Raw genomic sequence first — 23,901 nt, forward strand, 5'->3', positions numbered from 1 at the left:
AGTTGCCTTATATCCACCGCCTGAAGTCGGTGGTTTTACGGCAACAGAGGATAAAGCCGATATAGTACCTTTTTTATTTTTTGAACCGATAACAAGCACCTAAAATAAAAAGTTCCTTAAACAAAAAGCACCTTATAAAAGGTGCTTTTTTTATCAATTCGCGGATGAAAATATCAGCTAGCTTGACTTGATTAGTTAACTGACTGATTAGTTAACTGACTGGGGTGCAAGAATAGTCATCTCTACACGGCGGTTTGGTTCATAGCTTGAGCCAAATTGTGTTGTCGCACCGCGACCAATAGCGCTGATACGGTTACCAGAGATGCCACGATTGACTAAGTAATTAGCGACTGCTGATGCACGGCGTTGTGATAACTCTTGGTTTCTATTTGCATCACCTTCCACTGAGGCGTAACCATTTACTTGAATGTTAGTTTGGTTATAGTCACGTAGTGTGGTAGCTACTTTGTCTAACGTATTATAGAAGTTAGGTAGAATAGTAGAATCACCAACGCGGAAAGTTATCGCTTCTGGGATAGACAAGTTAATGTTATTAGTCACTGGGTCACGCGTTACCGTCACGCCAGAACCTGCGGTTTCTGCACGAAGTTTTGCTTCTTGTTGCTGCATGTAGTAACCCACGCCTGCACCTAGTACACCACCGATTGCCGCATCACGACCGGTTTTTTCACCGCCCGTTGCTTTTGAAATACCCGCGCCTGCGGCTGCCCCTAATAGACCCCCCATAAGCGCTTTATTGTCGGTAATGCCTGTTGTTGTCGTACCAGTTGGCGTTGTTGCACAACCTGTTAAGATAACACCTGATGCTAAAGTAGCTGCTAATAATTTAGTACGCATGAGTAATCTCCTTTGAATTCCTCTAGTTATAATTACTTAGTTATAATTGTCACGCACCAACTTGTTGTTTTTATCTCATTTGCCAGATAAACCTGACAACACTCAGTTGCTTTGTGATTGAGCTCATTATGCAATAAACTTTTCCTTTATATGTAATGATTTGTCTTAAGGATGTTGTAGGATGGCATAATTTGTTACAAAATATTTTCAAGTATTCATTATCTATATTATTTATTTTTATATATTAAATGCTTCGTGATTTTGTTGAAAACTATGCTGCATAGTCAACCTATCATCTACAGATTATTCAATAACTTGTTAATTTTTAATAAAAATTTTTGACAATTAACTTTACTGGGGTGTATAGCACAGCACCAATAAACCTGCAAGATTTGTGCTTGCCAGTGTATAAAAATTTATTAGTGAACATTTTTGACGTTTGCTAAACTAACACTTATTTTTACAATTAACGAAGCCAAATTAATGAAGCCAAGTATTTTTTCTTATGTCTCATTCAAATAAGCTTTTTTGAATAAGCTTTGTGGGAGCCAAATATGACAAATAACAATAAACCATCATTGCTCAAAAACACGTTCAACAAACTGCGTAAAACATCATTACCTTTGGCGCAAAACGCCAGCTTAGCGGTGGCGGCAGGCACCATTACCGGCAATTCAGTGCTGTTTAGTCTACCGCTTTGGGCGATGGGCGCGGTAAAAACATTAACGGGTCATACATTGGCAGATAAATCCGTGTTAAAAATAGCCAATCACTGGATCAATACCAACAATCGTTTGATTGACAACATCCTGCCCGATATTGATTTTCGCGTCAACCTGCCTGATGACTTATCGGTCGATGGCAAATATATTTTGCTGAGTAATCACCAATCTTGGGTCGATACCACTGTCATTCAATATATCAGTGAAAACCGACTGCCATTAACGCGATTTTTTGCCAAATACGAGCTACTGTATATCCCAATTGTGGGACAAGCGTTTTATTTTTTAGACTTTCCGATGATGAAACGCTACTCGAAGGCAGCGATTGCTAAAAATCCAGCGCTAGAAGACCGCGATATCATCGAAGCCAAACGCGCTTGTCAAAACTTACTCGACAAGCCTTTTACCTTACTTAACTTTATCGAAGGCACGCGGTTTACCCAAAAAAAACATGACTTGCAACAATCACCGTATCAACATTTGCTAAAACCCAAAGCGGGCGGCATTGCGCTTGCATTGGGTGCGTTAGGTGACGATTTAGACGCGGTGCTCGACATGACGATTGTGTATCCTGACGGTGTTCCTACCTATCAAGATTTATGGAAAGGTAATATCAAACGCATCGGGGTGGATATTCAAAAAATTGCATTGCCAGATGACTTGCTGCAGCGGCTCATGGATGGCAAATACCAACAGGATGAACAAACCAAAATAGATATGTACCGTTGGCTTGATGGCTTGTGGCAGCAAAAAGACCAACGTATCCAAGCCATGCTCGATGATTTTACCCGTCATCCCTAACGGCACATGACTAGTAACATATCACTAGTGACCCTACTAGTTAAAATCTCAGGTAAGCCATGCAAGGTATGACTTGCCTGCCTTGTCCTCACTCACATTTTTTGCGGTATTGACCCCATTTTGAGCACTTTTTTATGCCAACTGCTAATTTAGACCCAAAGCCCAATCCAATGCCAAGCTCGAATATTAGCCAACCGCTCGCTGCCCACCCTGCCAAACCCAGTCGTTGGCAGTTAGCCTACGATACCATCATGATGGTTGCCATCGTGTTGGACTTGCTGCTCATGGGGTTTGACGCTTTGATGCTAAGTAGCTTTATGGCAAAAATAGCAAATTGGCTAGGGTTTTTTGACAGTATCATCACTTATCAGCAAGGATGGCACGAGCCAATCAAAGTAGCTGGGGGTCTGTTTACCATCTTTTTGGTAGCAGAGCTTGTGGTTCGCTGGTTGATTGCCATCGTCCAAAAACGCCATTACCGCTGGTTTTTCTTTCCATTCGTGCATTGGTATGAAGTGTTGGGCTGTGCACCGCAGCTGCGCGCATTGCGACTGCTGCGCGTTGGCGTGATTGGTTATCGTCTGCATGAACTGGGCTACAAAGTTTTGCCCGCCAGTTGGCTTGCCACGATCAAATTTTATTACCAAATGATTATGGAAGAGATTTCTGATCGGGTGATTTTAACTGCGATTGACAATATCCGCACCGAAATAAGCAACACCGATGGGCATTTGGTCAAAAACATCATCGACAAGCATCGGGATGACATCCAAAAGGTCATTGTCGATGTGCTGCAGCAAGAGGCCACACCGTTATTACAATCCACGCCCGCCCATCCTGCCATCTTTGCCAAACCATTGGCAGAACAAGTGGGCATCGCTATTCAGCAAGCGCTAACCGCTACGCCCGAGCTGCACCGCATATTACGATTGATACCGATTGCTGGTAATCTGATAGAAAACCAAATGCACAGCATCGGGCAACACATTGGAGAAAATCTGACATTAAGCTTGACTACGAACCTTACCAAACCGCAAACGCTCACGCTGATGTATGAAGAAATCGCCAAAAGCTTGGTGCAAATTGACGTCACTAGCCCTGCGCTAGAAAAATTAGTTAGCGATATTATTGATGATAGTTTGACGTCACTTGCCAACCAAGTTCGCATTCAACAATGGAAGCACCAAATACGCTGATTGAATCCACCGATCTGGCGCCGATAACCGCTATTCAACGCTTTTTTTATCGCCCTATTATGGCTTTGGTTGCCAAACAATAAATAGCGCGGTGAATGGTTGTTGTTTTAAATAATACTTGCTAATATGCGGTATGAATCGATTTTGATGTATAAAAAGTTATTATAAAAAGGTTTTTCATGACACAGCCCGCTGCCCTTGACTTGACCCAAGATAGTTCCTCACAAAACTTACAAAGCGTATCTAACCTATCAGAGCAGGATTCACCGCAAAGTCAGCAGCTAGCCAACCCATTACCCACCGACCCTGTAGCCACTAGCGTGAAACTTACGGGCAGACTACTGAACTTTACCCGCCTACATATTGAAGGCAATGATATCAAAGTAATTTTGACAAAGATTGCACAAAAGCTAGGCCGTCAACGTCAGTCTAACTTACCGGTGATTGTCAGTTGTCAACAGCCATTAAATTTAGCGCAGCTTTGGGGCGGCTTATGGGTGCTAGGGTTACAGCCGATTGGGTTGGTCACAGGCGCCAATGATACCCAAGCCAATGAGCTTCGCATTGCCATTTTTCCAACGGATGGGCAGCGTATTGACGGCAAAGCACCAAAAAATTTGGCGACGGGTAGTGAGCAAAAATCAAACAGCACAGCCAATACTCCATCCTCTCAGCACGTTGCGCAGTCCCCTAACCAATCACCCGCATCCGACAGTCAAGCGACTCAGCGACAAAGCCAAACCGCCAGTGATATCGTAACCAATAAAACCGCAAGCAATGAGACCACAAGTAATGATACTGGAGCTGCACCTGAAAAATTTGTCGCCTCACCGCATCACCAATCGCAGCTTGAAGGCGATTTGGTGCATAATCAAATGTTGCGCTCAGGTCAAAGTATCAACCACGTTGGTGGCGACGTGATTTTGACCAAAGGCATTAATGCCGGCGCGGAAGCGATTACCGATTATAGCCTACACGTGTATGGCAAAGCCGAAGGGCGATTGGTGGCAGGGGCGACGGGCGATACCAATGCCAAAATATTCTGTTTGCGTTTTAACCCCTCACTGGTGTCAGTTGCGGGGACTTATTGCCTAAAAGAAAATATTCCTACTGAGTATTTGGATAAAGCGGTACAAGTCAGCTACTTGGATGGACAAGGCTTGGTGTTTGAGTTGATGGAATAACAATCACCTAAACAACCACTTATACCATAATCTATGCAAAAATCGTCAATCTCTCGATTAACTTCGAAAAGTTTTTTATGCTAAACTAGTCCAATTAACCAAATTTAGGCTAACTAAAATTTAAGTCTTAATTTTTAACGATTTACGTTAATTTATATCCGTATTTTTCAAACCAGTTTAGCGTGAATGTGTGTATGGCTTGAATGATTCAATACTGCCTCACTGACACCGTGCTATGAATAGGAGTATGCCAAAGTGGCAAAAATCGTTGTTGTAACTTCAGGAAAAGGCGGGGTAGGTAAAACCACCACCAGTGCCTCTTTCGCTACAGGTCTAGCCCTTCGCGGCTTTAAAACTGTGGTGATTGACTTTGACGTGGGTCTTAGAAATCTTGACCTCATTATGGGCTGCGAAAACCGTATCGTGTATGACTTTGTTGATGTTATCTCAGGGAACGCGCGCCTGTCACAAGCGTTGGTAAAAGACAAACAGCTCAATAACTTGTTTATCTTACCTGCCAGCCAAACACGCGACAAAGATGCCTTGACAGACGAAGGAGTCGCCGAAGTCATTAATGAGTTAGCCAAACAATTTGACTACATCGTGTGTGACTCGCCCGCTGGTATCGAGCGCGGTGCCCAGCTAGCTATGTACCATGCCGATGAAGCCATCATCGTGACCAACCCAGAAATCTCGTCGGTGCGTGACTCAGACCGTATCATCGGTATTTTGCAAAGCCGTACTAAAAAAGTTGAAGAAGGTACAGGCGTGGTACGTGAGCACTTGGTTATCAACCGCTACAACGCTGAGCGTGCTGAGCGCGGCGAGATGATGGATATCAACAGCATCTCTAATGACATCCTAAAAGTGCCACTACTTGGCGTGATTCCTGAAAGCAATAGCGTACTTGAGGCATCAAACCAAGGTGTGCCTGTGGTGCTAGATCAAAATTCAAAAGCCGGTCAAACTTATGATGACATGGTCGCTCGTTTCTTGGGGGAAGAACGTCCCTATCGCCATATCGAGGTGAAGAAGAAAAGTTTCCTACAACGCTGGTTTGGAGGTTAGGCTATGGGATTTTGGAGTAATTTATTTGGCGGTGAGCAAAAGTCAAACAGTGCCAATACTGCCGCAGAGCGCCTAAAGGTCATCGTTGCCAGCGAAAACCGCTTGCACAATCGGTTAACCCCAGAGCGTATTGAAAAAATGAAACGTGAGATTTTGGCAGTGGTCAATACCTACGTATCAGGTGTCAACATTGATGACGTCAATATTCAACATCACAATGAAGCAAACATGGAAGTGCTGGAGATGAATATCAGCTTGCCTGATAGTACACGCCAATAATTCATGTTGCGCTTAATCTAGGCTGCATTTAAAAAATTGTGACTAAAAAGCCCATGATGACATGGGCTTTTTTATACTATGGGCTGACTTAGCGCATACGGCGAATCAAATGGTCTTTTTGGATAAATTGGTGATACAGCGCGCCGATGATGTGCAAGGCCGTGAACACCAGCAGCAACGTCCACAACAGATTTTTATGAATTTTTTCTAACGTGCCTGACAAATCACTGTTTTCACTGACAAAGGCTGGGATATCAAACAGCCCAAACATACTCACCCCTTCCCCATCAAACATAACAGAAAACCAGCCCGCCAAAGGCATGGCAAGTAAAATCAAGTACAGTGCCAAATGCGTTAAATGCGATAGTTTATTTTGCCATTTTGGCATCGGCACATCGGCAGGTGCTTTGGTGACAAAACGATTGATAATCCGACCTACTGTCCAAAATAACACACTGAGTCCAAACGCTTTATGCAAATCAAAATAGGTAAAGTCAGTTGCATCTTCATTCAGCTCAATCATTGCCCAAGTCGCAATCAACAATACCACGCTAATCCAATGGAAAATACGTGACGATAGCGACCATTTGTTGATACCGTGTGGGGCAATCGGCTGTGGCGCTTCATTTGCAGGAAATAATGCCATAATGAATTTTACCTTATCATGATTTGTTTTGGGTTATTCTAGCAATGTTTGGGCAAAATAAAAGTAACAGACTGTTGGCAAAATAGCACAAAGGCGGACTGCGTCTAACTATCTAAATCCACCAAGAAATGCGAGAGCTTGTCCAAATCTGGCACCACACATAGCTCACCTGCCAACATGACTGGCTGAAAAATATAGTCCTGCTGTAAGCTATAGTCTGCCAAATTCGGTGCGCGTGAGCGCTCGACGACCTCATCATCTGGCGCGTTTAAGGCGGCTAATAAGTCAGGGTAGTGAGTCGCTAATTCAGCTTGGTAAGTCGCGTCATCAGCGTCTTTGAGATCAGCAATACGCACAGAATGAAAAGTCACTTCGCCATGAATCTGCAAGGCAATCCGATGGATATCGGTGACGCTTTCTAACACCACTAAGTGGGTGGGCTTATCATCTTTTGGCAACAAGTGATACACCGGCACTTCTTGACCGCGCCAAATATAATTCCAGATGCGCTCATCATAGTTATCAATGCTCAAAATCAAAGCTTGCGGCACAATCCAGTCAGGCGAACTGCTAGAAGGAATTCGAGCAATGGTTAATTGACCTGTGGTGATACTTAGGACGCCTACATCCTCATCTTGCTTAAAATAACGGTTTAAATCGTTTGCCATAGCCTGCTCATTTACTGATTAATAAGAAGTTTAGGGGTCGCTGCTAGCCTGCCGTATTAGCCACACAAGGCGATTAGCTGCTGAGCTAACTGCTTAGGGGTGCCAACAAAAGTGACTTGGTTGCTTTCAATCATGCTTTGTGGCTGGCTCGCGCAGGTGCTACTGTCAGGGGATTGCGCCCAAATAATACTGCCATTTTTTTTGACCGTCGCTGCCGCATCACTACCATCATCGCCCATACCAGAGAACACAATAGTGATTAAATTATTGCCAAACGCTTCGCTGCAGTTACGCATGACCTCACTGATTGGCGGTTTGTAACTGCCTTGCCAAGGTTTACGCTGCAAAATTACCCGTCCATTGGAATCACACACTACGCTGTATTCAATCGGTAAAATCAAACAACGTCCTGTCAATAATTGCTGGGTATTGGTCACTATGTCACAGCGCCACTCATTGTGACGATTTAAAATTCTTGGCAAGGTGTTTAGCGTATTTTGGTTAAAGTGCTGCGCTAGTAACAGCGCCACTGGTAAATCTTCGGGCAAATTATCTAAAAATTCCTTAATAGCGAGCGGTCCGCCCATCGAGGCTGCGAGCAACACCACATATTTCCACGGTTTGATTTCGCTCTTGGCAGCATCATAGGGCTCTAACAAATCGCTACGTTCTAGCATGTTGGCAATTTTTCGCTTGAGTTGGCGTTGCCATTTGGCATATAACAGACTTTCATTGATATAAGGCGCAGTGACAAAGCCCAGTAGCACAACCTTAGTCAAATTGACATTCTGTTGTTTTTCAACATTTTGAATGACGGCGTAATCGTCTGGGGTATCGATTAGCCACACATCAACTTTTTGCTGAAAATGTTTTTCGAACAACTGTGACGCTGCCAAGCATGCCACGATTTCAAATCCCCAAGAACGAATGGTATCGCTAAAGGCGAGCCGTTGCTGATTTTCCTCAGCAACGATAAAAAATCGCAGCGGTGGGTACTTTGACAGCATGAATGATTGTATCCTTTACCTGGCCAGTCGGCTTAGTCAGTTTTAGTCAGTTTTTGCTTGTTGGGTAAAGCGCGCTAACGTGTCTAACAGCATTTGTTCTTGGAATGGTTTACCCATGTATTCATTCACCCCGATATCAAACGCGCGTTCACGGTGTTTTTCGCCGGTACGCGATGTAATCATGACAATAGGAATATGCTGGAGCCGTGAATTATGGCGAATATGGTTGGCCACTTCAAAGCCGTCCATACGTGGCATCTCAATGTCCAATACAATGACTTCAGGTAGCATTTCTTGCAGTTTTTCTAGCGCATCAATACCATCTGTTGCCACTTGGGCCTCATAGCCGTGACGTTCTAGTAAGCGCGAGGTGACTTTGCGCACGGTTACTGAGTCATCCACAATCAATACCAGCGGTTTGTGCGCTCGTTTGGCCGCTTTATTGGCTTTTTGCAGCTCGACTTTGGTAATGTTGCTGACATTACGCATCAATGCCACCAAGTCAAGAATGAGCATGACCGAGCCATCACCCATGATGGTGGCAGAAGAAATTCCATCGATATGGGAGAGCTGACGACCGAGCGGTTTGACGACCACTTCAATACGAGAGCCTGCAATCATATCCACTTGTAGCGCCATGCGCTGACCTAAGTCAGTACGAATAATAATCACTGGCACACTGCTTGACTGGTGCGCTAGTGCATCCACCGGGTCGCTGCCATACAAAATCTGATTAAGATAGCGCAAACGATAGGCTTGTCCATCGATATTGATAATATCGGCATTCGTGGTATAAAAATTAGCAATCGCATCGATATTAACACGCATCACACGTTCAATTTGCACCAATGGTACAGCAAAGTATTTATCCCCTGCCCTCACCATCAAGGCATCAGACACCGCAACTGTCAATGGTAGACGCATGGTAAAGCGTGAGCCTCTGCCAGGCTCAGAGTCGACGGTTACTACACCACCCAGCTGCTTGACTTCGCTTTGTACCACGTCCATACCGACACCACGACCCGAGATTTGTGATACGGATTTGGCGGTGGATAGACCCGCGTTAAAGATATATTGCATGATATCCAGTGTCTTTAGACTGGTATCTTTGGCAGAAATCAAGCCTTGCTCAATCGCTTTTTCGCGTACGGCATTGACATTAATACCGCGTCCATCATCGGTTAAGTTGATAACGATTTCACCGCCTTCACGCAGCACTTCAAGCGTGATTAAGCCTGTTCTTGATTTACCACTTTCAATACGTTCTTGCGATTTTTCAATACCATGGTCAACGGCGTTACGTAGCATATGCTCAAGCGGCGAGGTAATACGCTCAAGGATATTACGGTCAATTTCACCTTCATCGTTTAGGATTCGCAGTTCAACAGATTTACCCAGTTCGGTTGCTATTTGACGGACGACCCGTTGCAGACGTGGCGTGATACGCGAGAATGGCACAGTACGTGAATCCATCAACCCCTCTTGCAAATCGGACTGGGTGCGTGATAACTGCAGTAGCAAGTTTTCGGTTTCACGGGTTTTATCGAGCATGGTCGTTTTGATGTCTAACAAGTCCGATGCTGATTCCGAGAGCGATTTTGACAATTGGTTGAGCGATGAATATTGGTCCATCTCTAACGGGTCAAAGTCACTTTCTAACGCATGCTCATCACCAATTTGTGACAAGATTTGAATCTCAAGCTCTGTTTCCATACGGCGTAGCTGATCTGCTAGACGCTGTACAGTTGCGCCCATCTCTTCGATATTGTTCGATAGACTTGATATACCCATCTCGATTCGCGAGCGGTTAATCGCGGACTCACCTGATAGGTTAATCATGCGCTCCATAGCACTTGCAGAAATCCTAAGTGTCTCAGCATGAAGGTTCGATTGATCTTGCTCAGATTCAAAGTTACCCGTCATCAGCGGCATGACGCTTAGGTCGCGCTGTTTGACTTCTAACGTGTTTTGTCCCAAACTACTGCGATAGATATCAATTTGCTCAATTTGGCTGGCTAGGTTAGCATTGGGGATTTCTTTTAAGCTATCAGGTTTTCGCGAGAATTGTTGCAGCGCAGCAACCAACGCCACAGGCGTTTGTGGGTTAAATTTATTCTCTAATACATAAATCGCATTTGCTAACCAGTCATGACACACCGCCAATAGGTTGCCAATCATACGCGTCGCAGGTTTGCGGCGGCTGCCTAGCTCTTCGTAGATGGTTTCCATTTCGTGAGCCAACGTGGCAATCCCTTCAGCTCCGACCATTCTTGCGCCCCCTTTGATGGTGTGCAATTCACGTTGCAAGGCTTGTAAGGCTGCAAGATCACTGTTATTACTACGGAATTCTTGTAGATGCTGGCTGCTGCTATCGATCAGCTCTTTGGCTTCTTCAAGATAAATTTTTAAGATATCTTCGTCAGGCTCTTGACCTTTCCAAGTCTCTAAACGACGCCCTTCAAAGTTGTTAATAATTTCTTCGATGTAGAGTGGGTCATTTTTTGCAATCGCGCTATCATCCTCTTGGGCAAGTTGTTTTTGCTCCATCAACTCTTCAGGATTGGCTTCAACAATCATCGGCACTGCAAATACCAAGTCTCGACTTTGCACTGTACCAGCGATAACCTCATCAATTTGCTGGGCAAAATCGCTGGCGTTGAAGGAGCGACTAAATTGTCGAACTTGCTTGAGCTGCGAGGCAATGGTTTCATGCAGCTTTTGCACCAATGAAGCGGTATCGGCATCACTCGCTAAAATACCTTTATCAATGGCATCATACACTTGCTCACCACGTAGCGCCATCTCGGCAATACTCGTTACCCCGAGTAGCTCTGCACCCCCTTTTAACATGTGCATATAATTAGCTAGTTCTTTGGTGACCGCTAAATTGCTAAGGTTATTGAGCCATTGGTCGTAGTAATTTTGCACGTCGGGCTGAATGGTTTGCACTTCATCCAAGAAAATTTGCAATAGTTCATCATCTGTAGCAACTGGTTGGTACTCGATAGCATCCATCTCGGCTTGGTACTGATTTTTTGCCAATAATTTTCTTAAGGTTTCAATCGCCTCTTCATCGATATTGACGCGCAGGCCTGCTGCAATGGCGTCAAACATATTGATGAGCTGATTATGTAAGCCCATTAAGGCATCATAAATATCTTCGTTTTTGGCAAATTGCGGATAATCAGTCAGTTTTTTATAGGCAAACTGTAAGGTGCTTGGAATGATAAAATAGCTCAAACCTTCAGACGCCTGCGCAAGCCTTGCTGCCTGTTGTTCAAGCTGCTGGGCATAGGCAATAACTTGTTCATTCTCGCCAGCAAACTTAGCTTGCGCTTGCTGATCGGCAGCGAGTAAGTCATCAATCCCAAGCGCCATCAGGTCTTTGACTGTCAGTTTGCTGCTTTCATGAGGCTCAGCATTGGCATCGGTTAGACGCTCAATCAAGTCGGCAACAATGTCATTGTTATCTTCTATAACCGTTACATCATGATGGATTTTATGCTCATCAATGTAGGTTCGCAGTAGATCTGTGGCCTCTTGCAGGGTCAATAACTGGCTGGCGGTGAGCGGCATTTCATTATGTAATAAGTCGCCCAGTGCTTCTTCTACCGCTGCGCTTAAGTGATAGACATTGTTAAGTTCAATCAGCGCTGCGCCACCACGCAAGGTATGGAATGCGCGTAATATGGCATCAGGCACATGCGTTGCAGGCTCACCCAAATGCTGGGTGATAAAGTTATCAATATTGACCAATAACTCGTCTGCTTCTTCAATAAATACGTCATCAGCGACATCCATTTCACTACTGATGTCACTAATGCCACTGACATCCTGGAGCGCTTGCGTTTGTGCGGTGGCGTGACTAGACGAAAGCGCCGCATCTGTGTGTAGCGCACTCGGCGAGGCGGCCCCCTGCCCCATAAAGGCGGACAAGACTTGAGGGTAGCTAAAGCTGTCGCCATGTTTTTTGGCATAGCTATTAGCGACAGCTTGCCACAGTTTAATCACTGCGGGATAGTCTGTACGATTTTGGGCAAAAATCGTGATGAGTCCAGCAAATGCGTCAATGACATCAGCAACTAGGTGTAAAACCCCCTCGTCTACTGTTATGGTATGATCAAGCACGCGATTGAGCATGTTTTCAATTGACCAAGCAAGCTCCCCTAGCTGATTGGCGCCAACCATACGACCCGAGCCTTTTAAGGTATGAAAACCTCGGCGGATTTCTTTTAAGGTATCAAAATCATTGGGCTTGGCTTGCCAAGCTTGGTTAAGCGGTGCAATTGTCTCGATAACTTCATTGGCTTCTTCAATATAGATTTCTTGAATATCGGGATCGCTGACCGCATCTGTGACCGTCGTTAGCTGCTCATATTCGCGAGCCACCACCTCAGGTAGGGCATGAATATCCCCTGTAGTTGATGGCGCAACGTCGCTCGCAGCTTCATTGCCTTGAGCCACCTTATCACTGTCTTTAGCCACACTAGCACTGACTGATACAAGGTTATCTAAGCCATTGGTTTCTGGCAGGCCTGTGTTAATCGGCTGCTGCTGTAATAGATTAGTCGCTTGCAACACGGTAACCGCAGGGTCAATACTTGGCGCCCGCTGCTGCTGGAAATCTTCAACCAGTGTCGGCAGTTTGCGATGGGTATCTTTGATAAAGCCCACTAACGCATCACTAATCGCTAAAGTGCCATCTAGCACACGGTTGAGCATGTTTTCTACCGCCCAACACATCTCACCAATTTGATGAGCGCCGACCATACGACCTGAGCCTTTTAAGGTATGAAAACCTCGGCGGATATCTTTGAGCGCGACTAATTCATGGGTATCCACTTCCCATACGGGAATCTTCTCACCCAACTCAGCGAGGACTTCTTGCGCCTCTTCAATGAAAATATCTCGGATATCTTCATCCATACTATAGTCATCATCTTTGAGGGCTTGCCTTGCAGCCGCCAGCGCTTGCGATTCTTGCACGCCAGTCGTTTGCGTGATAGCCGTTTGCGTGTTAGGCGCTTCTCTAGCAGTAGCTAGTGCTTGCATTGGTGATTCAATATCACTGGCAATACGTTCGCCTTCATCATCGTAAATCACCGTATCTCTACCAAAGTGCTTGGTGGGTGCTACCACTTCAGCGGCGGTTAATGGCGTTTCGATTAAACGATTAAGCAATAAATTAGCGCGGTTAAGCTGTGTTTGGGTTTGATCCAAAAATTCTTCATTGACAGACTGATTGGATAAATAATCCAAAAATAGCTCAAAGCGGGCAATCATGTCGGCGATGGCATCACTGGCTTCCCAGCTTAAGACGTGTACCGAATTTTTATGAATACGACTAAATAATAAGCGAATTTGTTCGACCAATTCTTTGGGACGTGTTAAGCCTAATGCCCCAAAAACTTGAATGGTGGCAATTAATTCGTCATTGACTGTTAACTTATTTAAATCACGGGTTTGGATATATTGATTAAACGACCGCTTGATATTTTCAACATGCACGCGCGTTTGGCGCACCGCTTCATTTTGCGGATTGCTAGCATAGGCAAAATGCTGTAAGCCAATTTGGCTATCAAGGGTTTCAACCGTTGACAGCAACTGGCTGTAAAAATCTTGCAGCTGGCGTTCTACCTGCCAACTGAGAGATGACGCCATAAAGGTATCTTGCGTCATCAAGCGCACGTCATCGATAATTTGCGCCATTTGGTTTTCATAAAACACCCAACCGCGATTTGCCAAACTATTTTTGACCGATTCAAGCAGCGGCAAAATGGTGAGCGGCTCATGCACTTGATAAATAATTTTTTCAAGTTTTTCTAATACTTGACTAAATAAATTATCAAGCGTGTCACTACTATTGATATCCAAGCTTGATAGCAGAGCTTTAGCGTCATGCGATTTGTGCGTTAACGCATTGAGCGCTAATAACACATCAACTGCTAAACGAGACGCCGTAATATCAGGAGTGAGAGTCAAATCATGCGTCAGCACCAATGACAGACTGTTTAATAGCGAAGCATAAGCGGTTGGCACAGGCTGCTCATTGAGGGTTAGGTTATTGCACCACACTGCGACCAACTGCCAAAATTGACGCCAAGCAGGATTGATGGCAGCCTGGGACAAATAGCCAGCAACCTTAGTCAGCGCATCTAAATGTTTGCTATCGTTGGTCGCGTTTTGTAGTAGTTGCAAACTGTTATAACGCCAGACTTTAAGTAACTCATCGGCTTGGGCACTGTCCCATGGGTGTTTGATGTCTGGTGTGGCTAATTGGCTTAAAAATAATAAAGCATTGTCTGTGACAGGTGGGATGGGCTCATAAGTTGATGCTATGCCAAGCAGCTGCTCAAAATAAGCGATTCGGTCATTGACCCAATCGGTATGAATCTGCTGTTTAGCTTGTACTTGTTCAATGTCAAATTGCAACAACCTCACCGCATGGCTGATTTGACTAAAATACTGCGGGGATAAAGTCTCTTGCTGAATGGCGATAGTGGTTTTATCAAGCGTTTTCGCCAGTTTTGATAAGGCAGGCTGGTTGGCAAGCGCGAGCGCACCGGTGATTTGGTGCAAATGTTGACCGATTAACTGCCACGCTGGCTGCGCGTCATGTCGTTGTAGCAACTGGTTAAGCTCACCAAATACGTCTTTTAAAACAGGCATCAACCAGTCTAAGGCGATCAAATTACGTTGTTTACTCATACCATATTCCTAGGACAACGACTGTCAAAAACGATGACGATTTTTATCGATTTTAAGGTAGCTGTAACGCAGTCGTTTATTAATTTCTTATATCACTTAAAATAACTTACCCGCTGTCTGGCGTCAACTCAGGTTGATACCTTTTATAAGTTATAATGTTCACCCATTCGCGCTGCGATATTTGCCAATGCTTTGAGCCAATCTAGGACAACCGTTTTGCAATCAAATAACGGGCTAAATAACGCACGATATCGCGCTACTCAAATTGCCGAAAATCATCAATTAACACATTGTTGCGGGCAACCAGTTGGCATTGACCTGCCTCTAAAGGCATCGGTTGCTGCGCATCTACCAAATTTTTGCTAAAAAACTGCCATTGCGATTTTATTGTTGGTATTAGCGAAAATTTATCCCTGCCAACGTCTTTAAGGTAGTGATTAAAACCACAGCGTGCAACCCCTGATCTAACACACATAAGAGCTAACACGCATAAAAAGAAAGGTGGTTAAAACCACCCCTTACTTTTAGCTAACTGTTGAGTACTAAGCCTAATTAGCCATCAATCATTACCCATTAAGCATGTGCTAAAGCATTATCTGGCAATTTAAAGCCCGATACTGATTCTTGCAGCGCTGCTGCCATTTCATTAAGCTGACCGATTGAACGAGCGGTTGCCATGGTACCTGATGTGGTTTGCGAGGTAATATCTTGAATGATGTTCATGGTATTTGAAATATGACCCGCTGAGGCTGCCTGCAGACGCGCCGCATTTGAGATACTCTGAATCAATGATGCCAAGTTGTTAGATACAGTTTGTACTTCTTCAAGCGCCTCACCCGCATCTTTTGCAAGTTTCGCACCGCGTACAACTTCTGCCGTGGTTGATTCCATCGACATCACGGCTTCGTTCGTATCTGCCTGAATGGTTTTAACCAGTGTTTCAATCTGTTTGGTCGCTGTGGCTGAACGTTCTGCTAGGCGCTGTACCTCGTCAGCAACAACCGCAAAACCACGCCCTGCTTCACCCGCCATTGATGCCTGAATCGCTGCATTCAACGCAAGGATGTTGGTTTGGTCAGCAATGTCATTAATCAGTCCAACGATATCGCCGATCTCTTGCGATGATTCACCGAGGCGCTTAATACGTTTTGAAGTTTCTTGAATCTGGTCACGAATGGTATTCATACCATCGATAGTACGTTGTACCACTTCTGCCCCGTTATAGGCAATCGCAACCGAACGGTCCGCAACCGCAGCAGATTCGGCGGCATTTGAAGATACTTGGTCAATAGACACCGCCATCTCATTAATCGCTGCAGAGGCTCCCGCAATTTCTTGCGCTTGGCTTTCAGAGGCTTGGGCTAGTTCAACTGCCGTTGCCTGGGTTTGGTCAGAGGCGCGCGCGACTCGCTCTGCAGTGACGTTAATCGCAGAAACCAGTTGACGCAATTGGTCAATTGCAAAGTTGACCGAGTCTGCAATCGCCCCTGTAAAGTCTTCTGAGACTGTCGCGTTCACGGTCAAGTCACCTTCCGCTAAATCGCCTAACTCATCAAGCAAACGCAAAATCGCCATTTGGTTACGTTCGTTTTCTTCTTGGATTCTGCGGGCACGCTCAGATTCAACTTCCATCTCATGACGTTGACGCAGCGTTTCACGCTCACCTTCTGCCTTCTCTCGAGAGGTTTTAGCATTAATCTGGCGGGTCAAAAAGTAAATTGCCCCAATGACGCCTAATACAATCAAAATAGAGGGCAACCAAATCGTCAAAAAATTATGGGCAACACTATTCTGTTGACGTACCAAAATCATCAATTGGTAGAGTCGATAAATAAATGCCAAACTAGCAACACCACCACAAATACTTGCCCAAATAATCCAGTTGATTGAGTCCCCTTTATTCAAACGATAATTACTCTTGCCAGGCCCGACCGCGACAGGGGAGTTGGTATTGGTACTTAGGGTCGAAGTTTTAGTATCCATGATATGGTAAACCCTCAATTGTTTTAATGAGTTAGAAAATTAGGTTATAACGCTGCTTCTAAATAACGCGTGTCTTGCGCCAATAAGCTTGGCATAAACACATACCAAATCTGCTCGTTTTGTCTAAAACGACCATGCGTATACTGCGCGAGCGGCGAATCGTTCGGCATCTCGATAGGCTGATATTGCCCACGACTAAAGGTTTGGATACCCAATACCTCATCAACTTGTAAGCCACTAAATAGCTTGGGTTGATCAATCACCAAAATCTTTTGATTGCCTGATTGGTAATTTGAGCCTGATGGATGTAAACCTAAGAAGTTCGACAAATTGGTAATCGGTAATAACCGTCCCCGAACATTGGCAATCCCTAGCAGCCAAGGTTTTGACAAAGGCACCGAGGTATAGGCAGGCAAAGATAGTACCTCAGCCACATCACCGAGTGGGGCTACCAAGTGGTGGCCACCGAGCGAAAACGCGACCCCTAGCCACTGATGTCTTTGGTCAAAGTGAGTACCTTTTTGTCGTTTGATACCGCGGTTAGCGAGTCGTAAAAGCTCAATAAAGCCATTTGAAGACACGAAACCTACTCCATCACGGAACGGATTACAGTGATTAAGGCTTCTTCTGTAATCGGCTTACTTAGATAATCTCGTGCGCCTTGGCGCTTGCCCCATACACGGTCAGTTTCTTGATTTTTAGTACTGATGATGACGACAGGGATATGACTGGTTTTTGGGTCACGGGTAAGTTTGCGGGTTGCTTGAAAGCCGTTCATCTCTGGCATGACCACATCCATCAAAATCACATCTGGGAAAAACTCATTGGCTTTTTGAATTCCATCCTCGCCTGTATGCGCTTCAATGACTTCGTGCTGATGACGAGTCAAAATATCTCGAAATTTTGCCATTTCTGATGGTGAATCATCAACTACTAAGATTTTGGCCATACACTTACCCTTTTACCTAATTATTGATTGCATTAATATTTTACTGTTTTGTATGTCGGTGGGAATAAAAACCCAACAGCACAACGGTTAAACTAAACACGCATCCCAAATCTACGTCTAGCTAGGTTGCAATCTGGGCTTATATTTCAGTCATATCGAGTGATTGCAGATTTTAGGGGTTAACAACAGTTGCAAGCAATGGCATGCTGTTTAGCTTCAACCCAGCGCATGAAGAAGCACAGCGCATTAAGACGCAGGACGATGACGTTCAATGGTATCAAATAGCTCTTCTTTACTAAATGGTTTGGTCAAGTACTCATCTGAGCCGACGATACGACCGCGCGCTTTATCAAACAAGCCATCTTTTGATGACAGCATAATCACGGGCGTGGCAGCAAAATCTGCGTTGTTTTTGATTAGTGAACAAGTCTGATAACCGTCGAGGCGTGGCATCATGATATCGACAAAAATCAAATCTGGGTTGGTATCCGCAATTTTTGCCAACGCGTCAAAGCCATCAACAGCCGTAATCACCTCACAGCCTGCTTTGGCAAGTAACGTCTCTGCGGTACGACGAATGGTTTTTGAATCGTCAATAATCATGACTTTTAGGCCTTCAAAATTTGCATCCATAATATTTTCCTAATGGTTGTTTCGCTACGATTTTGCTACCCATTGTCCTATAGCGATTGCTCAAAACTTTAAGTTATAGGCGTTGGGGCAACTATCAAATGATGCCTCAACCCTCAAAAGCAACTGGTACAATTTTTGACAATTAAACAAAGCTATTCTAAATAATTTTTATAAGATATAACAAATATTTCATACAGTATAGTTACAAACCAACTGTATGGTGATATTTTTAAAATACTACCATACTTTTTTGCTGCAAAGTATGCTTAAATCGATGCACTTACCGTTCATTTTTAACATCCTATGATGATTCAGGTTTGATCTATTGACTGCTTTGTAGATTGCCCATACACCCATGTTAATATACACGGATTCCATGATGCTAGTGACACATCTTGAGATAAGCTTAGAAAAGTTTATTGCACTGGCTATTTCTACATCGTTTTATATTTTTTTAAGTTGATTGTTTGCGCTGAGGACATCTCTTTCATGATAACACCGAAGTTTATCACCAAAGTTTTACCATTAAGCCTAGCTATGGCTAGCGCTGTTATGAGTTTGAGCGGTTGCCAAAAACAGCAAAACGATAGCAAAAGCCCGTTGTCAACCCAAAAGACCCAAATCACCACCGCGTCAGCCACCACGCAAATCGCCAATAACGAAATTCAGCTATTAGCCGCTGATGTCATCACTGCCAAAGCAGACCGATTTGAACCGAGTGTCACCGTGACAGGGACACTGCAGCCTTCAGACCACACAGTGGTGCAATCAACCGTAAATGCGCAAGTGCAGCAAGTGCTCGCTGATGTGGGTAAAACGGTGGCAAAAGGTGAGCCACTGGTGCGACTTGATATCAGTGATAGTAAAAACCAACTCGCTCAAGCGCAAGCCGATGTTGCTGCCGCCCAAGCACAGGCCATCGTCGCCAATAAACTTGCTGAGCGCAACAAAATTTTGCTCGAGCAAGGCTTTGTCTCACAAATAGAGTATGAGCGTAGTGTGGCAGACAGCATTGCCCAGCGTGAAGCCATCAAAGCCAAACAAGCCCAATTAAGTAGTGCACAAAAAATGTTTGGTGATACCACGATTTATGCCCCTACCACGGGGATTGTCAGCAGCCGCAGCGTCAATGTCGGACAGGTAGTCACGCAAAACCAAGCCTTGATGGAAATCATTGACCCCAATAAACTTGAGTTTGCCGCCAATGTCCCTAGCGAAGCACAAACACAGCTACAACTTGGTCAACAAGTGCCTTTTACTATTAGTAATCAAACCAATCAGTACATCGGACAAATTAGCCGCATTTCGCCCCAAGTCGATGCCGCCACTCGCCAACTGACCATTTATATCGCGGTTAAGCCTTCTCAGCGTAATCTTGGACTTCGCCCGGGCATGTATGCCACAGGCAAGCTTAATTATGGGGTTGCACAAGTTGGGGTATTGGTGCCTATGTCAGCGGTGGTTCTAGAATCTAGAGCAAAAGGCGCAGCCAATAAACCCACCGACCAATCCGCCACAAATCCAACCTTAGAAGCTGGCACGATTTTGGTGGTCAGTAAAGACAATGTGATTACCAAACAGCCTATCAAGGTACTCAAACACCTTGACGATACCAGTCAGTATTTAATTGCTGGCATCGAGCCTAACACCACAGTGATTGTGGCAAATCTCAATGCCAATGATGTGGGTAAAAAAGTCGTGCTCAAATAACCTACTGATAGTGTTTCATTCAATCATTCAATATTGTTAAAAATTTCACTGTTAAAAATTTTGGTATTAGGAATTTGCTATGTGGCTCACCCGCGTCAGTATCAACAATCCTGTGTTTGCTGCCATGATCATGCTCGCGCTGATGGTCATTGGATTGCTGGCAACATTTCGCATGAAAGTTGAGGAATTTCCTAATATTGAATTCCCTTTTGTGGTGGTCAATACCGTTTATAGTGGTGCTTCGCCTGAAGTCATCGAAACCGACATTACCAAAAAAATTGAAGACCAAGTCAATACCATCGCCGGTGTCAAAGAAGTGACCTCCGTCACCCAACAAGGCTTGTCACAAGTTATCGTGCAGTTTGATTTAAATATCCCGTCCGATGTTGCCGCGCAAAACGTGCGTGATAAATTGGCACTGGTGACCCCCACCTTTCGGGATGAAGTCACCACACCTATCGTTGCGCAGTACAATCCTGCCGATGCGCCTGTGGTGTCCGTCACGTTTCGCTCTGACAAAATGTCGCTTCGGGAGTTATCCACTTACTTAGACAACACGGTCAAAAAACAGCTACAAACAGTCACAGGTGTGGGTCGTGTTGATATATTGGGGGGTCGGCAGCGTCAAATCCGTGTGCTGCTCAATCCCACCCAAATGAATGCCTATAAAGTCTCAGTCAATCAAATTAGCAATGCACTACGCTCAGAGAACGTCGAATTACCTGTCGGTACCATCAACAATCAAAACCAAGAAATGGTGATTCAAGTTAACGGGTTGGTCAAAACACCCAATGAGTTTAACCAAATCATTGTCGCCCAAAATCGCTCAAGTACGGGTGCTACCGTGCCTGTGTACTTATCGCAAGTTGCCGAAGTCATTGATGGGCAAGCCGAGGCTGAGTCAGCGTCGCTACAAAATGGTCAACCTGCGGTGGCCATGGATATTATCAAAATGTCGGATGCCAATGTGATTGATGTGGTTGATAAAACCCAACAGCGTCTGGCAGAAATCCAAGCGACCCTACCCCCAGGTGTCACCATGACGGTGGTGGCTGATAGCTCAAAAAGTATTCGCGGCTCGTTAAATAATGTGGTGCGTACCTTGATTGAAGGAGCGATATTGGCGGTGTTTATTGTTTGGTTGTTTTTAGGGTCGTGGCGCTCGACCATTATCACAGGATTGACGCTGCCCATTTCGCTGCTTGGTACTTTAGCGGCGATTTGGACGTTTGGTTTTTCCATCAACATGATGACCCTACTAGCGCTGGCATTATGTATCGGACTGCTGATTGATGATGCGATTGTGGTGCGGGAAAACATCGTGCGCCATGTGGGTATGGGCAAACATCACCGCCAAGCGGCGCTTGATGGCACCCAAGAAATCGGGCTTGCCGTGCTAGCGACGACGCTGGTGATTGTGGCGGTATTTTTACCCGTGGCTTTTATGGGCGGGATTATCGGACGCTTTTTTTATCAGTTTGGTGTGACTGTTTCTACCGCTGTATTGCTGTCGTTATTTGTTAGTTTCACGCTTGACCCGATGTTGTCTTCGATTTGGCCAGACCCAGATGCCGCGCACCAACATGACCGCGTCAATGAACGGGTTTCATTTCGCAAGCGACCGATTGCTTGGCTATTAGATGGGTTTCAGCGCCTGTTAGATCGGCTGACCAATCTATACAGCCATATTCTTGCATGGAGTTTACGCCATCGTTTGATAACTGTGCTCATCGCAATTGGCTCACTGGTTGCAGCGTTTTTTGCCGTGGGGTTGGTGGGCAAAGAATTTGTCCCGCAAGCGGATATGAATGAAATCAAAGTCAAATTTGAAACACCTGTCAATGCCAATCTTGACTACACCCAACAAAAAGCAGCACAAGTCAACGCGGTATTACAAAGTTTTCCTGAAGTTACCAATACTTATGCCACGGTTAATGCCATGTCCTATAGCGGTAACAATCGGGTACAAGTGAATGTATCGTTAGTACCCAAAGATGAGCGCACGCGCGGACTAGATGCCTTAAACCGTGCCATGCGTGAGCAATTGCAGCAGGTAGGCGGTATTAAAGTTACCTCAGTGGCAGCCGCTGCCATGGCGGTCAGCGGTGGTCTTAAGCCGATTATGATATCCATCAAAGGCAATGATTTAAATGAGCTGCAACGCTTATCCAATGAGTTTATGCAAAAACTCTCAAACGTCAATGGCTTGGTAGATTTGGAAAGCACCCTTAAACAGCCCAAATCAATGGTCAATGTCACCATTAACCGGGAAGCAGCAAATGATGCCGGTCTTTCGATTGGACAAATCGGACAAGCATTACGCCCACTGCTGGCCGGTGATAATGTGAGCACCTTTAAAGATGACAACGGCAACAATATCGATGTCAACGTGCGCTTAAATGACGACAACCGCCAGACCATCTCGCAGCTACAATCCATGTACTTGTCATCAAGCCGTACGGATCAAAATGGTCAGCCAGTGCTAGTGCCGCTATCGCAAGTGGCGAATTTTAGTGAAACCTTGGGTGCACCACAAATCAACCGTCGTTCGCTGTTTCGTGAGGTGGTAGTTCAAGCCAACACGGACGGCAGACCGGCAGGTGATATCGGCGCGGATATCACGAAAATCCAAAACGAGATGAAACTGCCACCCGGTTACAGCTTTGCAGTACAAGGCTCTAATAAGGACATGGCCGAATCCATCGGCTACGCCACAACCGCACTTGGGCTGGCAATCGTGTTTATTTATATGTTGTTAGGGTCACAGTTTAATAGCTTTTTATACCCTGTGGCGATTATGGCATCGCTGCCGTTATCACTAATTGGTGTGTTCTTTGCGTTATTTTTATTCGGCTCTAGTCTTAATATGTTTTCTATCATCGGCATTATTATGCTGATGGGATTGGTGTGTAAAAATGCAATTTTGCTCATTGATTTTATTAAAGAATCCTTATCAAACGGTTTGAGCCGTACTGAATCTATTATGCTGGCAGGGCAAACGCGCCTGCGCCCCATTTTGATGACTACCGCTGCCATGGTGATGGGGATGATACCGCTGGCACTGGGTATTGGTGAAGGGTCAGAGCAGCAAGCACCGATGGCACACGCCATTATTGGCGGGGTGATTACTTCAACCTTATTGACCTTGATTGTGGTGCCTGTGATTTATACCTATTTAGATGACGGCAAACAGCGGTTTTTTCGATTATTAGCTAAAAAGAAAGCAGAAACCCCTGCGATAGAGCGCCACGACTCACTTTAAGCAATAATTCATTACAATTTTATACAGTGTAAAGAAACTTAAGAATGAGTAGCCCGGTACAATTTTAAATTGGGCTATGTATTAATTGGGCTGTGTGATTGGCAGCTAAGAAGTTTTATAAATCTGTGTAAGACACTATCATATTGGCAGTCTCTTGCTTTATGATAATAGCATCTTGCTTTATGATAATAGGCTCTTGATTAATGATAGAAATCTGGCTTTGATGA

The 23,901-nt window shown here is 44.8% G+C and carries 15 protein-coding genes and 1 pseudogene; 7 read left to right on the plus strand and 9 right to left on the minus strand.

From position 1 onward, the window contains the following. Positions 1-207: 207 nt before the first annotated feature. Positions 208-858 (minus strand): OmpA family protein, encoded by a 651-nt coding sequence (locus tag RTS09_RS08890; RefSeq protein ID WP_099833422.1) that lies wholly within the window; start codon positions 856-858, stop codon positions 208-210. Positions 859-1,412: 554 nt separating this feature from the next. Here RTS09_RS08890 and RTS09_RS08895 point away from each other — a divergent pair. The 5 genes from RTS09_RS08895 to minE all read left to right on the plus strand — a co-directional run bounded on the left by RTS09_RS08895 (position 1,413) and on the right by minE (position 6,108). Next, a complete protein-coding gene (locus RTS09_RS08895; RefSeq protein WP_312536244.1) occupies positions 1,413-2,381 on the plus strand; it encodes an acyltransferase in 969 nt (322 codons plus the stop codon). 134 nt (positions 2,382-2,515) lie between these two features. Beyond that, positions 2,516-3,577 carry a hypothetical protein gene (locus tag RTS09_RS08900; RefSeq protein ID WP_312536247.1) on the plus strand — a complete coding sequence of 354 codons (1,062 nt, stop codon included), beginning with the start codon at positions 2,516-2,518 and terminating at the stop codon, positions 3,575-3,577. A gap of 179 nt (positions 3,578-3,756) precedes the next feature. Continuing rightward, a complete protein-coding gene (gene minC / locus RTS09_RS08905; protein ID WP_312383739.1) occupies positions 3,757-4,761 on the plus strand; it encodes a septum site-determining protein MinC in 1,005 nt (334 codons plus the stop codon). 255 nt (positions 4,762-5,016) lie between these two features. Beyond that, positions 5,017-5,829, plus strand: coding sequence for a septum site-determining protein MinD (gene minD / locus RTS09_RS08910; RefSeq protein ID WP_036592750.1), 813 nt, complete (start codon positions 5,017-5,019; stop codon positions 5,827-5,829). Positions 5,830-5,832: 3 nt separating this feature from the next. Further along, on the plus strand, positions 5,833-6,108 hold the full coding sequence (minE, locus tag RTS09_RS08915) for a cell division topological specificity factor MinE (RefSeq protein ID WP_007115412.1): 276 nt from the start codon (positions 5,833-5,835) through the stop codon (positions 6,106-6,108). 88 nt (positions 6,109-6,196) lie between these two features. Here the strand turns inward: minE and RTS09_RS08920 are convergent, their stop codons facing one another. From RTS09_RS08920 to pilG, 8 genes and pseudogenes are all read right to left on the minus strand, one after another. Continuing rightward, positions 6,197-6,754, minus strand: a complete 558-nt coding sequence (locus RTS09_RS08920; protein ID WP_062332532.1) for a cytochrome b — start codon at positions 6,752-6,754, stop codon at positions 6,197-6,199. Between the two features lie 104 nt (positions 6,755-6,858). Then, positions 6,859-7,422, minus strand: a complete 564-nt coding sequence (locus RTS09_RS08925) for a hypothetical protein (RefSeq protein WP_065254125.1) — start codon at positions 7,420-7,422, stop codon at positions 6,859-6,861. Positions 7,423-7,478: 56 nt separating this feature from the next. Continuing rightward, complete coding sequence (locus tag RTS09_RS08930; RefSeq protein WP_282850408.1) at positions 7,479-8,429, minus strand: chemotaxis protein CheB; 951 nt, start codon at positions 8,427-8,429, stop codon at positions 7,479-7,481. Between the two features lie 42 nt (positions 8,430-8,471). Further along, a complete protein-coding gene (locus tag RTS09_RS08935) occupies positions 8,472-15,137 on the minus strand; it encodes an Hpt domain-containing protein (RefSeq protein ID WP_312536251.1) in 6,666 nt (2,221 codons plus the stop codon). A 573-nt stretch (positions 15,138-15,710) separates the two neighbouring features. After that, positions 15,711-16,745, minus strand: a pseudogene (locus RTS09_RS08940) (methyl-accepting chemotaxis protein); the annotation flags it as partial. A 419-nt stretch (positions 16,746-17,164) separates the two neighbouring features. Next, a complete protein-coding gene (locus RTS09_RS08945; protein WP_076775058.1) occupies positions 17,165-17,701 on the minus strand; it encodes a chemotaxis protein CheW in 537 nt (178 codons plus the stop codon). A 5-nt stretch (positions 17,702-17,706) separates the two neighbouring features. Next, positions 17,707-18,069 carry a response regulator gene (locus tag RTS09_RS08950; RefSeq protein WP_312536254.1) on the minus strand — a complete coding sequence of 121 codons (363 nt, stop codon included), beginning with the start codon at positions 18,067-18,069 and terminating at the stop codon, positions 17,707-17,709. Positions 18,070-18,315: 246 nt separating this feature from the next. Then, on the minus strand, positions 18,316-18,702 hold the full coding sequence (gene pilG / locus RTS09_RS08955) for a twitching motility response regulator PilG (protein ID WP_007115403.1): 387 nt from the start codon (positions 18,700-18,702) through the stop codon (positions 18,316-18,318). A 489-nt stretch (positions 18,703-19,191) separates the two neighbouring features. Here pilG and RTS09_RS08960 point away from each other — a divergent pair, with 489 nt between their 5' ends. Then, on the plus strand, positions 19,192-20,412 hold the full coding sequence (locus RTS09_RS08960; RefSeq protein ID WP_284034534.1) for an efflux RND transporter periplasmic adaptor subunit: 1,221 nt from the start codon (positions 19,192-19,194) through the stop codon (positions 20,410-20,412). Positions 20,413-20,491: 79 nt separating this feature from the next. Then, a complete protein-coding gene (locus RTS09_RS08965; protein WP_312536257.1) occupies positions 20,492-23,674 on the plus strand; it encodes an efflux RND transporter permease subunit in 3,183 nt (1,060 codons plus the stop codon). Positions 23,675-23,901 lie beyond the last annotated feature (227 nt).

Source organism: Moraxella sp. CTOTU47618, assembly GCF_032017425.1.
GTDB classification, from domain to species: Bacteria; Pseudomonadota; Gammaproteobacteria; order Pseudomonadales; family Moraxellaceae; genus Faucicola; species Faucicola tetraodonis.